The organism is Fluviispira vulneris, assembly GCF_014281055.1.
Classification (GTDB): Bacteria; Bdellovibrionota_B; Oligoflexia; order Silvanigrellales; family Silvanigrellaceae; genus Silvanigrella; species Silvanigrella vulneris.
The window spans coordinates 127,440-141,017 of the sequence record NZ_JACRSE010000001.1 but is presented as its reverse complement, the minus strand read 5'-3'; the positions used below and the strand labels follow the sequence as shown (position 1 = coordinate 141,017).

Sequence of the window (13,578 nt, the reverse complement as noted above, 5' to 3'; positions counted from 1 at the left end):
TTTATCTAAATGTTTTCCCGTTGCTTTCAATTTGCTCAATACAATAGTTTTTAAACGCACTCAATGAACCAACGTCCGTTGCAAGAAGACCTTTTTTCTCTAATGCTTTTTCAATTGAATAAGATAACCAACAATGCGCATAACTCGTTGGGTGAGGTGAATTATAGAAAACGGAATATTTATTTAGAGACCCATCTGGATTTTTACAAGAATTTTTGACCGCAAATTGATTTGCCTCTTCATTTGTTTTTGTGAAAATCGCGTTAATATAACCACCATAGTAACAAAAATCTTGTACATATAAGCCATTTTTATTTGGGACAGGATATTTGGAGTTTATTTTTCTGAAACCATAATCAAACTTTGATTTATCATTGATATTCACGTTACTTAAAAGGTCTGAAAAATTTTCATCTATATCAATTAGAGTGATATCAATTTTATCTGCCAAAGAATTTTGCAATGCAATGATGGATTCCTTTAATAATTCATTGTGCCTTCTTGTCAGATCGCTCAAACGTGCAGAAAGTTCTAAACGATTTTTCATATCGTCTTCGTGTTTACTATATTCTGAGGTCAAAACTATTGGTGATTTGCCTAAATCAGGTAAATTTAAAATTAGAAAATGCTTACCACCCTTTGCATAAATTAGTTTGATTTGATCGATTATATTTTTTATCGTCTTCTTATAAGCATGATTAATTCCACTCGGATGTTCTGGGTCATCAAGAAATGGTTTGGTTAGGTTTTTATTTTCAAATTTTTCAATATAATCATTAGCTCCAATCCAAAGCATAAAAAGAGTGTCTTCAGGATTTGCAAGTTCTTTATTTGTTGACACATAAGAATCAGATGTTAAATATTTCTCTAGATAAGTTTTAATATAATCCGCAGAATTGCCTGTTATTAAATTCCTGCCAACTGCTTTGATTGAATCTGGTATTGTGCTTGCATAATATTCATTTTTCCCATCGGTTTTTGCACCACCATAAGAAAAGTTTAAAATAGGAACTTCTGTTCTCCGAGAAAAATAATCAACCCAAATTAAGCCATCCGTAAAACGTCCATACCAAAATGGAAAATAAGGCATGACTTTTGTCCATCTTTTTAAATTTCCAGTATCTGACAAACTATCACCAAATAAGACAATCTGTTTTATTTTTGATTTTTCTGAATTCCCTTTTTCAAAGCGAATTGGATACTCATATCCAGAGAAGTCGGACTCGGCAGCTTTAAAATCTAGCAGCACAAAACTTTCTTTCGTCGGTTGCAAAAATGTTCCCTTAGAAAGAGCATTATTGCATTTACTTATAACATCTTCATAACTCAAAGAATTTTCAACAAAAAAACCATCAACAATTTTTCCTGTTAACTGCGTAGATTTCGAATAAAATGCTCTAGAATCTTTTGCCCAAAAATAATTTGGGTTAACTCCAAGCTTATGTGTCATTAACTCCGGATTTTTACTTGCTTGCGAAGTGTCGGAATCCGAATAATAGCAAGCAATGTAATAATCTTTTGCTTGAGCAAATGTTTGAGCAAATAAGCAAGCTGCAAAAACGCACGTTGATTTCGCAACGATAGAAGGCATATTTAACATATGAACTCCGAATTTTTAAAAATATGAATCAATTTGCTACATATTTATATCAAACTTTTTGGCTAGTCAATTTGTAATGCTTTTTATTTTATTTTTTAATAAATATAATTTGACAAAAAATATTATTATCAATTCCCAATTATTAAAACTCAGAATTGAATAATGATTTATTATATTAAATAATTTTGAGACATCTCAAAGCATATTAAAGACTGAAAAAGTCAATGAAAAATGCTTAAGAGCTTAAGCACTTGATTGTTGATTTAACTTAAAGATTTGTCGATAGCTTAGAAGTAGACCAAACAAAAAATTGTCATTTCTTTGACTTTGATAAATAAGCGTCAAAAAAATGACATAAAAAAGATGGTCGAAAATTTATGACTGATGCGTGATGCGCTTTAAAAATGTCTGCAAACGCTCGGTTTTTGGTGCAGCAAACATTTCCTTCGTATTGCCCTGTTCAACGATGTAGCCATTTTCAAGAAACATTGTTCTATGCGAAACCTTTTGGGCAAAATAAAGTTCGTGGGTAACCACAATCATGGTCATACCTGTAGCGGCAATATCAACTAAAATATCAACAACTTCATCTACAAGTTCGGGATCGAGTGCACTTGTTGGTTCGTCGCATAATAAGATTTTGGGATTGATTGCGAGTGCACGTGCGATTGCGACACGCTGCTGCTGACCACCTGAAAGTCCTTTTGGAAACTTATGCATGTGATTGCCAAGCCCCACTCTATCCAAGAGATCTTTTGCTATTTTATAAGATTCATCTTTAGATTTACCAAGCACAAGATTAGGACCTAAAGCCACATTTTCAATAGCCGTCATATGTGGGAATAATTCAAAGCGTTGAAAAATCATCCCAGTATTGCGGCGAATCATATGCAGGGACTGCTTCGAGTTACGGTAATTGATTCCGCATACTTCAACATCACCCGATGTGATCGTTTCGAGAGCATTGATAGTCCGTAAACAGGTACTCTTTCCACTTCCTGAAGGACCGATTAAAGCAACAACTTCTCCTTGCTTAACTTCAAAATTGATACCCTTAAGCACATGATGCTCAGCAGTGGGAGTGCGAAATATTTTATTAACTTCTTTAAGGCTGACAACTACTTCTTGTGACATAATAAATAATTTCCAATTTACTGTTTGAGACTTACACTTAATCTTTTTTCAAGGTAACGACCAAAAGAGCTCACAAGAGTATTTACAACAAAATACAAAAGAGCAATAAAAAACCAAGTTTCGAAACTGCGGAAAGTAACAGTGACTGCATTCTGAGCTTCTTTAGTTAACTCAGGAATAGCGACAACTGATAACAAAGAGCTGTCTTTAATTAAAGAAACAAATTGTCCTACAAGGGGAGGTAACATATTGCGCAGTGCTTGAGGTGCAATTACTTTTCTTGCGACTTGAAATGGGCTTAATCCAAGAGCTTTTGCAGCATCAATCTGGCCTTTTTCAAAATTTGCTAAAGTTCCTCTAAAAATTTCTGCCACATATGCTGAACAGAATAAGCTCATTGTTAAAACACCTGCAACACTTCCGGATAAATTGAAAGCGGTACCGACGATAAAATAAGCAACATATAATTGAACTAAGACAGGGGTGTTTCTAAATATATCAACGTAAAAAAGAGCTGCTGTCTTCGAGACCTTCTCGTTTGTCGTCAATAGAATTCCGAAAATCACTCCAAGAATAGAGCCAAAAAAGATGCCTTCAAAACTCATCTTGATTGTAATCCAAAGACCTTGCAAGAAGAGTCCAGGACCTCCGCCATCACTTGAAGGCAACCAAATATAGGGCCCTAAAACACTAAAGTCCCATTGATAATCAAGGTGATAAAAGCTCCGTACGATTGCGAACGCGATGAGTGCAATGACGAAAAAAGACAAAAAAGAATAGAATAAAGAGAGTTTTTTATCTGGCATCGTATTTCTTATTTCCAAAATAAGGATGTTTCAAAAAGTTTCATACACGTATAAATAAATTATTTGTCCAGAAGAGAAAGCCATTCTCTACTTTCGAAATAGTACTTCATAGTCTTTTCATATCCGCCGCTTTTTTTCCAGTTTGCTAAGAAAGTATTGAAGCTTGAGACAAGATCTGTGTCTTTCTTACGCATTGCGACAGCAAATTGGTCACCTTTATCGAAAGTCTCAGGGAAGATATATAACTTGCCTGGGTTATTCAGTGCTGCAACTTGAACATATGGAGTGTCATAAATGAAAGCAGTCGACCGGCCTCTGAGCACAGCGCTGACAGTGTCAGAGTCTGCATCGAAGCGCATGATTTCTGCATTTTTAAATGTTTCTGAATTTTTGAGATAGAGATCCGGTGCCGAACCCGTTTTCACAGCAATTTTAATATCTTTAGTATTAAAATTCTCGATTTTTGCAAACTTTTTGCGGTTTTCAGGTGTGTCTAAAACAGCAATGAGAAAATTATTGTTATAATAAGGGTCACTGAATGCAACCGCTTTTTCTCGTTCGACCGTTTTGGCCATAGAAGAAACAATCATGTCACACTTAGATGAGATGAGAGAAGGGATGATCCCATCCCATTTTGTATCAGCCATAGTCAATTTAACACCAAGTTCTTTTGCATAAGCCAAGGACATTTCATAATCGAAGCCAAGCCATTTGCCAGAGGCCGTTTTCATTTCCAAAGGGATGTAGCCAGATTCAGAACAGACAACGAGCTCTTTTTTCTTTTTTATTGCCTCAAGTGTTGTGAGTTTCACAGCTGCATGTGATTTGATAAATATTGCAAATGATGACAACACACAAAGAGATATTGAAATTATTGTGCGGCATGCAGTGGGTTTTAGCCCTGATGAACTTGAGCTTGTCATGTGTAGATACCTTTCGTTTAGACATATTCTGAACACGAAAAAAGCAATGCTCCACATATCATACAAATGAACATGGGGCAAATGTTAAATAGTGAAAAAAACTCCACATTATGAAGCAAATTTCATTATATTTTTCGCGATTGAGACGGCAATTGTTAGTCAATATAATTTGTCGGCTGCAAAATATTAGCTGAAGGAAAGCTTGAAAATATGAAATAATTCAATAAGTAAAGCTTATGTTTACGAGGTTCACTATGAAGATAAAAATCATTGCCTACCTTCTTAGTATTTTGGTTATAGCCGGCTGCTCAACCTTATTCCCTCAATACTCGAAACGCGGACAAGATAACGCAGATGCTAAGCAATCAAATAGTTTTTTTGGGAGTCTATTTCGTGACGATTCTGACAACGAAGCAAATGATATTCAAAAGGAAAATGGAAAAGGAGGCTTGAACCAAGAAACGATAGCTCGTAACAATCGCAAACGCAGCGTGCAAATGGATCCCTCAATAACCAATCAAGCTGCTATCGCCGCTCTCAACCTGACCTTTATAGAAGGAAATACGTGGCGGACATCGGCTCACCCTGCTCTTGTTTTCGGTATTATGGCGCGTATTCTCTCCCAAAACTATATTATTACCTCTGTCGATCGGAAAAATTTTAATTTGCAAACTGAATGGGACAAATTCTTTATAGATGGCCGCCTTTTTCGCAACAGAATAAGTCTCATGGTTTTCCCAGTAGGCCCTCGCCAAACCGAAGTGGTTGCTAAAAATATTGTTGAGTATTATTCGGGGAGCGCAAATAGCAAACTCGAAGAAAATACAGCTTGGCTTCCCAGCCCAGACATCACCGATGAAATTACAAAACTGATTGAAAGTACCAATCGGCAAACAGCACTTTTACTAAATCAAATGCAAAAAACACGTTAAGAGAAGCAGTGAGAAGGATTCTTCTACTAAATTTTTTTTTACTCGTCTCTCTACATGGCTTTTTTTTAAATGGAGAAGCGCGTGGAGAAACGCGTTACTTTAGTTTAACTTTTAATGGAAATTATCAAACAACATACTTTACAACTTATAAAAACACTGAGTTTACATGGGGAGTTGAATTAGGCATTCCTCTCCATCGCTTTTTTGAACTGGGCATTGGAAAAAGTTTTACTCAAGATATTTACGAATATTCAGAAGATTACAAAAATTCATTAATTGACAAAGGTCTCGTCCTACCAAGTGGTACACTAAAACAAGAAAATGATACCTCGGATACATATTTAAATTTAATAGTTTCTCCGAATTGGATTTATGTTAATCCCTCAATTTCGAGCGGCTTGTTAATGAGGAGTGTTTGTTCGCGCGATTATTTCGATGATACGACTTGTCAAAATCAAAAGTTAACTTGGAATTTAGGAGTTGGCTTATCGTTTTATATTTCTGAAAATTTTCGTTTTAAAGTTTCTTATAAAATATCACCTTCTGGGTATCGTTTAAATTCAAAAAACTATTATGATGAGACTTATACTGCAGGCATTACTTTTTTATATTAAATTTATAGTTTAAATTTCTGAGAGAACCCTGTGCTTCTACTATCATTTCTAGCATTGCAAGTCGATGACGCCACAAAGCAAGCAAACTTTTTGTCGACAAAAAAATCTCAAGTTCCTTATTTTTATACATGCTTTCATCACAAAAATTCTCAGTAAAATATAATTCGGATTGAGAAAGTTTTTCATTCATAATGCATCTTTCCATAGCTTTAATTATCCCAGTCCACTTTGCTATGGAATCAACGCATTCTGAGACCAAAGTATTGATAAGATTTCTCCCTTGATCACACAATAAATTGCGAATGTCTTGAGCATACATAGGTAAAGGTGTTTCTATTTTTATTTGATTATCTAATATGTCTAAATCAAAATATTCAGATAAATATTTTTTATTTTTTTTATAAATAGGTTGAGAACTTCGATGGTGAAATGACACACCTTTTATTTTTTTTTGATATTGATAACTGTGCATTTATCGCAGCCTACTTTCAAGATAACGGATCATAGGAGAATCAGACTGTTCTCCATGACTTTTAAGGCGAGCAATCTCTTCAAGAATTTTTTTTCGCCAGCTTGAGTCAAGCATGCCTTGAGCCGCAAGCACATCCATCGATGAACGATAAGCACGCGCATCTTGTTCCTTTTGTAATTCCTTGTCACTTTCTTCTTCATTTTGCAAGCTCATTAGAGCTTTTTCAATAGCAAACTGTGCTAATTGTCTGCTTTTTTCCATTTCACTTGAATTCTCAAGTTGAGCATATTGTTGTGTAGCAGCAGTCTCGTCTTTTGCTTCAGATAAAGACTCATTAAAATCATCATTTATTTGTGGAGTTTTATCTAAACTTTTTTTAGCTTGAGTTAATTGCTCCATAACAACATTTTTATTCTCACTTTCTCTTGTTTTTTCAATATGACTATCCGCGCTTTGCAAATTTTTGCGCGCTTCTTGTATCGTTCGATTTCTAGCCTGTTGAAGAATTTGCATAGCTGTACCCAAATGACTCATCCCCATTTCAGCAGCTGCTTGAGCATTTTTTTGTGCTTCATTTAAATTTTTTGATTTTAGCTGTGACTCAGTGTCTTTTAATTTATCAAAAGTCTTATCAGTTTGTAAAATATTTTGGACAATGGATTTTTCCAGTTGTGTCAACCCATAAGAAGATTGATGAGATAAAATTAATAATTGTTTATTTAAATCACTTGACATATTTTTAAGCTCATTTGCTTCAGCAAGAATCTCATCGAAATTCCCTTCTGAGTTTTTTAACTTTGCAATGTTGTACTTTAGATTTTGCAGACGTGCGAGAAGATTTCCACCTTCTTCCATTTTCTGCTGTCGCTTTAACATATCAAGTGTTAATTGAATTTTTTTTACCGAATCTTTATAATATTTATCATTTTTTTTACTTATATTCTCAACATAACTCATAGTTTCAATTATATTTTTTCGCACCATTCCGGATCGCCCCAATTGCATTGCTAATTGAGCACTTTTTGCCAGAGGTTCAAATACCTTTTCCTTTTCAGAATTACTAAAAGATTTTATAGTGTTTAGAGTTTTTAAAGCCTTTTCTAAATTTAATATAATATCTTTTCTAATTTGGATTGGTGTACGGACAGGAAACTCAAGTTCTTTTGATTCTCCAATAATATCAGTGAGCACAGTTTTAGCAATTGCTTTTACATAGAGAATGTCTTCAGGCATAAACGGAATACCTAAAGTCACAAGCTCAGTCATTTCAGAAACAAAAGATAGCTGTGAAGCGTTTGCAAATTCAGCGACCGTCTTATCAAAATGGTAGCCAGATTTTGTTCGAATAGAAAGTGAAATCAAAGATAAGGGAACAGAAGAAGTCGCATTTAAAGAAAAATAAAGCTTACCTAAACTTTTACTTGTTTCTTGCTCTGGTAATTGAACATTCTCAAATTTTACAACTGGCAAGGGAGTTGGTTTAATTTCAATGTTTCCTATAAATTGATCTGTCCCGTTCGTTAAATTATATTCTACTATTTTAACTTCATTTTTATCGATGGCTGTAGACTCAATTTTATCGTTTTTTAACTGTTCATAAAGGGAAGCAACAGATGATGACCACAAACCGGATTCCGATAATTTATAACTGTATTCATTGTATTTATCAGAGTTTTTATATTTTAAGTTCAGTTTCCAATGTGTATTTGGTTTAATATTTTTTATTTTAAATTCCAAATAAGAAGACGTATCTAACAATATTTTCATATTATTATTTGCAAGTTTAATTTCTTCAGTTGACGTTTCTGAATATGTGGGGTGCTCTATTTTTATATAAGGCTGGGTAAATTTAAATTTCTGAGAAATAAAAGAAATTGATTCGTTTATATCATCTTTCATAAAATAAACAAAACCACTCAGTGAAAACAAACTGACTAGAAGAACTCTTAGGAATAATTTTTTATGTAAAGAATGTGATTTTATACCCGCTGCATTTAAATTGAGATCAATCCTTTGTTTTGACAAATTTTTATATAAAAAAAGACCTCTGAAAATAAATAAATCCAACCAATTTAAAAAAAGCAGTGAAATCGGAAAAGATAGCCATGCTAAATCTTTGCTAATCACTCGAAAAAAAAACAAAAAAATTGTAATAATGGTAAATATAGAAAATAAAAATATGTTTAACTTATATTTCACTCGTATATTTTTCCCAATATTTTATCTATCCTAACATCTCTTCACGATAGGACGAAAAATCTGCAATTGTCTGTAACTCAGGGTTCTCGTCTATCATACGCCAAAGCACACCTGCTGTAACTAAAATATCGCCAATAGAACGGTGACGCGATTCAAATGTCAAACCGTAATGGGCTGCAAGTGCATCCAAGTTACGTCTCTCAATTTTTACAAGTGCGCGAGCCATTTTTAAGGAACAAAAAATTGTATAATCACATGAAATTCCAAGACGATAGGATTCATGATGCAGCATTCCGACATCGAATTCAGCATTGTGGGCAAAACCCACACAACCTCTTAAAAAATCATGGAATTTAGGGAGAATTTCCTGAATAGATGGTTTACCAACCAACATGCTGTTGTCAATTCCTGTGATACGAGTGATTTCTTCAGAGACATTTTCTTTGGGATCGATCAATTCAGAAAAGCGCCCCACCTCTTTACGTCCTAAGTATTTGATAGCACCAATTTCTATAATTTTAGCCGTGCGTATATCGAGACCAGTTGTTTCAAAGTCAAATATCACAATGGGAAGATCAGAAAGTTTTTCTTCAAATGCAAAACGCGACCCACTGACACCTCCCATAATTGCGACGTGTGATGAATTTAAATTTTCTTTACGGGAAAGCAAAAAGTGAAAAAGACTATTGTGAAAAGGAGAACTCATTAAACACTAACCTTAATTATAAATACGCTTAAGAACATTTACAAACTCTGAAGCAGCAGGCGTTAATTCACGATCTAAGACAGAGCAAATAAGAATGGAGCGTTCCATCTTTAGCCCTTGAATTTTTAAAATATGAATGCCTTTTTCATTTCTTAATGAATGTGCACTGACTATACTTAGGCCAATATTTTTTTCGACCATTTTAATCATGCTTTGTGCAGATCTTAATGTCATTACTGTCCGATGTCGTATACCCAATTTTCTAAATTCCATTTCAATAATATCATAAATAGCACTGCCTGATTCAAATAAAATCATAGGCTGCCGATTAATATGTATAGGTAATAAAGCTTTTCCCTGCTTTTCAAGCATTTGTGACATCTGTACCAAAGGGTGCTCTGGTGCAGCAATAACTTCTAAAGAATCGATTATTTCTGCATGCACTTTTAAGCCAACGAGGGGATCTTCATTTTGTGAGATATAAGGATTTCGAGTGATAAGACCCACATCGACTGAACCATCATGTAAAGATTCTATAACAGTGGCTGAGTCTTTTTCATGTAATGTGAATTGGATTTGCGGATACTTTTTTCTATACGCAGAAATTGCATCAGGAAAGACTCCTGCAACAGCCGTCGCTCCACCCCCCAAATGAACAAAACCTTCACGTAATTCAAGATGATTGCGCACAGTTGTTTGTAACTGACCCATTCTTTTTAAAATATCAACAGCTATTCCATAGACAAGTTTTCCCATAGAAGTCGGACGCACGCCCCGTGCTGTTCTTTCTAAAAGTGGACAACCTAAACCTTCTTCTAAAAGTTTGAGTCTTGCCGAAAGAGCTGGCTGAGTGATGTGAAGTTTATTCACAGCGGAAGAAAGGGAGCCTTCTTGAACCACTGTAACGAAGGCTTGTAAACGGTAAATATCTTGTAACTCTTGCACTCGGCACTCTCCAATCTGAGAATAGACACACTAGGAACAATACTGTAAGCATGAATGTCGTCAACCTAATTAGCTAATGAAAGAGCAGCATAGGAAGATCATCGTGAAAGAAACTGAATTTTCTCAAGAATTAAGAACTGGTATGGCTCAACTTGCTATTTGGACAAGGAAATTTGCCCAACCACTTCACAGAATAATCAACACAAGTTTACAAAAAATAACTGCATCGGAACAAGGACATATTATTTTATCGGTTTATAAACCTGGCGATGATAGAAGCGCAATTTTACTTTCCATGAAAAAAGGGGAAAGTGGAATTTCAACCACTCGACTCAAACCAACAACATTAAAACAACCAAATTCTATCGTTCAAATTTCTCGAAAATATATACAGGGAAGAAAAATCTGTTCTGCATATGCAACAATCTCGCCTATATCTATCATTATAGAACTTGCTGATGCAAATAAACAAATTGAAAATTTCCAAGAAATAAATGATGGACCAAATTGTCTTATTTTAGATTTAGATGCAAAACCACCAAGAATTATTCTTGCTAAAAAATATTCGTCCATTCCTGCACGCTACAAAACGCAATATGGAATGAATTTTTCCGACTCAGATAACTTCTTTGAAAGCTGGTGCGAATGGAGCGAAGATTGCACAAAAACAAAAAAAAGAGCTTGCTTTGAACACCCACTCATTTGTTACTGCCCCTTGCCACAAAATGAAAATATTGACTCGCAAAAAATAGTTGCGAATCCAATAGCAGAAACAAATGAATTAAAATTAAAGCAAACAGGAATGCCTCTGCATTTAACTTCTGCACTCGAATATTTACCTACACACATAAGAAGAAGTGCTAAAACAAAATTGCAATTTTTAAGTCGAAGATTGAGCAGACAAAAAGCTGATTTACCCGATGACAAAGAAATATTACGCTTACAACGACAAAGCGAAGGATTTAAAACTCATTTTTATTTATGGCCACAAAATTCAGTCATTTGGTATGTGCCACCTCAATTTATAGAAGAATTCGGAATGCCCGCATTTTATTCTCTCAAGAAAAACGAAAAACCGGGTGATCTTTTAAATAAAATTCATGATGAAATAGATGTATTAAAAAGAAGAAAACAAGAATTAACAACCCGTATTGCTGAAAGCAAAAAAGCGGAATATGATTTTCAAAAATTAATAATTGACAGTGCCGAAGAATTAAAGAATGCAGTAGAAGCTTACAAAGAGAAGCACATACATCTGCAAACCGATCTTAAAAAATTTGAAAAATATGCACTTGATTATGTTCTCATTAAAGAAGATCTTCCTCTTATTGCAAGATTATGCAAAGTGCTTGATATTTCACTGACTGAAAGCGAACAGGCGCAAAAAATCCGTGAAGAAAAAGCTAAGAGATATCCATTTAAAGAATTTATTGCCTCAACTGGAGAATTTATTCGCGTAGCACGTTCTGCAGAAGATGGTGATAAAATGATTAAACTCATGCCGTCGCATCACACTTGGATCCACGTTTTGACTGGTGAAGGCAGCCATGTGTGGTTAGAAAAGCCCAAAGGCAATAAACCTTCTATGCAATCCTTGCGTGAAGCCTCCGTACTTGCTGTTCACCATTCTAAACACAGCCGCGCTCAAAGTGCTGATGTGCAAATAGCCACTCGAGCAGACATTGAAAAACGTAAAAATTTGCCACCCGGTAAAGTGATTGTGCGGCGGTGTGAGACTTTATTGATCAAATACGACAATACAGAACTTCATAAAATCACCGATCCTGCCCATAAAAAAGTATAATAAAATATTAGAATAATTTATGTTATTTAATTTTTCAGTAAAATTACATATATTATTTTATAAAATATAAAAATTAATTTTTTAAATCTGAACAAAAAATAATCAATCTTTCTATTTATTGAAAAATTATTTTATACATTTCATCTTATCAAAGAAAATTCATACATAAAACTCAATATAACTTTACAAAACAAGAAAAAAGCATCTATAATATTATTTACACATTCGAGAATCATTTGCGCATATATAAATGAGGAAGTAATATATTTGGATAAAGAAAATTTTATTAATCAAACTAAACATTTAAAAGTTGCTGTTGTGCATGACTGGATGTTTTCCCGAAGGGGTGGTGAGAAGGTTCTTGAACAAATTCTTAACTTATTTCCAAATGCGGATCTTTATTATCTCTTTGGCAATCCTCAGGAGGTTCTAAAGCTTGAACACACCCATCAATTTAAAGCATCATTTTTAGCAAAAATTCCTTTTATCAAAAAGTTTTATAAAACTTTATTACCCTTTTTCCCCATCGCTATTGAAAGTTTTGATTTATCAAATTACAATTTAATAATATCAAGTAGTAGCTGTGTCGCTAAAGGAATTGTACCTTCTCCACTTGGTTTACACATCGCATATATTCATAGTCCAATGCGCTATGCATGGGATCAAGAACACCGCTATTTCACTAAAAGTCCGAGTTTTAAACGCCCAGTCGAAATTTTAAGGCGAATTCTGCTCAATCGATTGCGCATTTGGGATATTACATCCTCAATTAGAATAGATAAACTATTAACTAATAGTCATTTTGTAGCAAGAAGATGCTCATTATTTTATGGCAAGAGTTCAACAGTTATTTATCCCCCAATTCACACTCAGTTTTTCCAAAACAACTTAAAAATTTCTTGTGCCTCTATCCAAAAAAGAAAAGTGTTACTTTTTGGAGCATGGACACCTTATAAAAAAATGTATGAAACTCTTGAATTTCTCATTCAAAATGGAATTCAAGTGATTGCTGCTGGTCATGGAGAGGAAATTTTAAAAGCCCAAAAAAAGTTTAAACAAAATGTAGAATTTTTTCTCAATCCAACAGATGATGAAGTTCCTATTATATTTTCAAAGGCACATGCTCTTTTATTTCCTGCGATAGAGGACTTCGGTATTGTTCCATTAGAGGCAACTTCATCAGGTTTATGGGTTATAGCCCCAAATCAAGGAGGAACTAAAGAAACAGTTTTGCATGAATTGACTGGATATACCTTTAATGAAAATTCGAAGGAATGCATGCTCAAGGCTGTTTTAAAAGCTCTTGAACGTGATTTATCTGAAAATGATCTCAAAAATATGAAAAAACAAGTCGAAAATTTCTCGATTGAAAATTTCCAAAAAAACTTTTCCCATGAAGTCTTTGTAACTCTAAAAAATGAAAACTTGCTATAAAAGGTTCAC

General features: G+C 34.2%; 12 protein-coding genes. 4 read left to right on the top strand and 8 right to left on the bottom strand.

Features of this window, described 5'->3' with window-relative positions:
• Position 1 precedes the first annotated feature (1 nt).
• From H7355_RS00565 to H7355_RS00550, 4 genes are all read right to left on the bottom strand, one after another.
• On the bottom strand, positions 2-1,600 hold the full coding sequence (locus tag H7355_RS00565; protein ID WP_186643849.1) for an SGNH/GDSL hydrolase family protein: 1,599 nt from the start codon (positions 1,598-1,600) through the stop codon (positions 2-4).
• A gap of 375 nt (positions 1,601-1,975) precedes the next feature.
• Positions 1,976-2,734 carry an amino acid ABC transporter ATP-binding protein gene (locus H7355_RS00560; RefSeq protein ID WP_186643847.1) on the bottom strand — a complete coding sequence of 253 codons (759 nt, stop codon included), beginning with the start codon at positions 2,732-2,734 and terminating at the stop codon, positions 1,976-1,978.
• Between the two features lie 17 nt (positions 2,735-2,751).
• Positions 2,752-3,540 (bottom strand): amino acid ABC transporter permease, encoded by a 789-nt coding sequence (locus H7355_RS00555; RefSeq protein WP_186643845.1) that lies wholly within the window; start codon positions 3,538-3,540, stop codon positions 2,752-2,754.
• Positions 3,541-3,599: 59 nt separating this feature from the next.
• Complete coding sequence (locus H7355_RS00550) at positions 3,600-4,463, bottom strand: transporter substrate-binding domain-containing protein (RefSeq protein ID WP_186643843.1); 864 nt, start codon at positions 4,461-4,463, stop codon at positions 3,600-3,602.
• 254 nt (positions 4,464-4,717) lie between these two features.
• Between H7355_RS00550 and H7355_RS00545 the strand changes: the two genes are divergently transcribed.
• The gene (locus H7355_RS00545) at positions 4,718-5,395 is read left to right on the top strand and encodes a hypothetical protein (RefSeq protein WP_186643841.1); all 678 of its coding nucleotides are present in this window, start codon (positions 4,718-4,720) and stop codon (positions 5,393-5,395) included.
• An 8-nt stretch (positions 5,396-5,403) separates the two neighbouring features.
• A complete protein-coding gene (locus H7355_RS00540; protein ID WP_186643839.1) occupies positions 5,404-6,009 on the top strand; it encodes a hypothetical protein in 606 nt (201 codons plus the stop codon).
• Here the strand turns inward: H7355_RS00540 and H7355_RS00535 are convergent.
• The 4 genes from H7355_RS00535 to H7355_RS00520 form a co-directional block, all read right to left on the bottom strand.
• Positions 5,993-6,481, bottom strand: coding sequence for a hypothetical protein (locus H7355_RS00535; protein WP_186643837.1), 489 nt, complete (start codon positions 6,479-6,481; stop codon positions 5,993-5,995). The two genes, H7355_RS00540 and H7355_RS00535, sit on opposite strands and share 17 nt — an antisense overlap.
• Positions 6,482-8,380 carry a hypothetical protein gene (locus tag H7355_RS00530; RefSeq protein WP_186643835.1) on the bottom strand — a complete coding sequence of 633 codons (1,899 nt, stop codon included), beginning with the start codon at positions 8,378-8,380 and terminating at the stop codon, positions 6,482-6,484. It abuts the gene before it with no gap.
• A 325-nt stretch (positions 8,381-8,705) separates the two neighbouring features.
• Positions 8,706-9,386, bottom strand: coding sequence for a 3'-5' exonuclease (locus H7355_RS00525; protein WP_186643833.1), 681 nt, complete (start codon positions 9,384-9,386; stop codon positions 8,706-8,708).
• 12 nt (positions 9,387-9,398) lie between these two features.
• Entirely contained in the window at positions 9,399-10,331 is a 933-nt protein-coding gene (locus H7355_RS00520) for a LysR family transcriptional regulator (RefSeq protein WP_186643831.1), read from the bottom strand.
• Between the two features lie 103 nt (positions 10,332-10,434).
• Between H7355_RS00520 and H7355_RS16100 the strand changes: the two genes are divergently transcribed.
• Complete coding sequence (locus H7355_RS16100) at positions 10,435-12,135, top strand: NFACT RNA binding domain-containing protein (protein ID WP_186643829.1); 1,701 nt, start codon at positions 10,435-10,437, stop codon at positions 12,133-12,135.
• Between the two features lie 267 nt (positions 12,136-12,402).
• Complete coding sequence (locus H7355_RS00510) at positions 12,403-13,569, top strand: glycosyltransferase (protein ID WP_186643827.1); 1,167 nt, start codon at positions 12,403-12,405, stop codon at positions 13,567-13,569.
• Positions 13,570-13,578: the final 9 nt, after the last annotated feature.

Coding starts and splice junctions, on each gene's coding strand:
- H7355_RS00565 (WP_186643849.1), bottom strand. CDS start 1,600: ATGTTAAATATGCCTTCTATCGTTGCGAAATCAACGTGCGTTTTTGCA.
- H7355_RS00560 (WP_186643847.1), bottom strand. CDS start 2,734: ATGTCACAAGAAGTAGTTGTCAGCCTTAAAGAAGTTAATAAAATATTT.
- H7355_RS00555 (WP_186643845.1), bottom strand. CDS start 3,540: ATGCCAGATAAAAAACTCTCTTTATTCTATTCTTTTTTGTCTTTTTTC.
- H7355_RS00550 (WP_186643843.1), bottom strand. CDS start 4,463: ATGACAAGCTCAAGTTCATCAGGGCTAAAACCCACTGCATGCCGCACA.
- H7355_RS00545 (WP_186643841.1), top strand. CDS start 4,718: ATGAAGATAAAAATCATTGCCTACCTTCTTAGTATTTTGGTTATAGCC.
- H7355_RS00535 (WP_186643837.1), bottom strand. CDS start 6,481: ATGCACAGTTATCAATATCAAAAAAAAATAAAAGGTGTGTCATTTCAC.
- H7355_RS00530 (WP_186643835.1), bottom strand. CDS start 8,380: ATGAAAGATGATATAAACGAATCAATTTCTTTTATTTCTCAGAAATTT.
- H7355_RS00525 (WP_186643833.1), bottom strand. CDS start 9,386: ATGAGTTCTCCTTTTCACAATAGTCTTTTTCACTTTTTGCTTTCCCGT.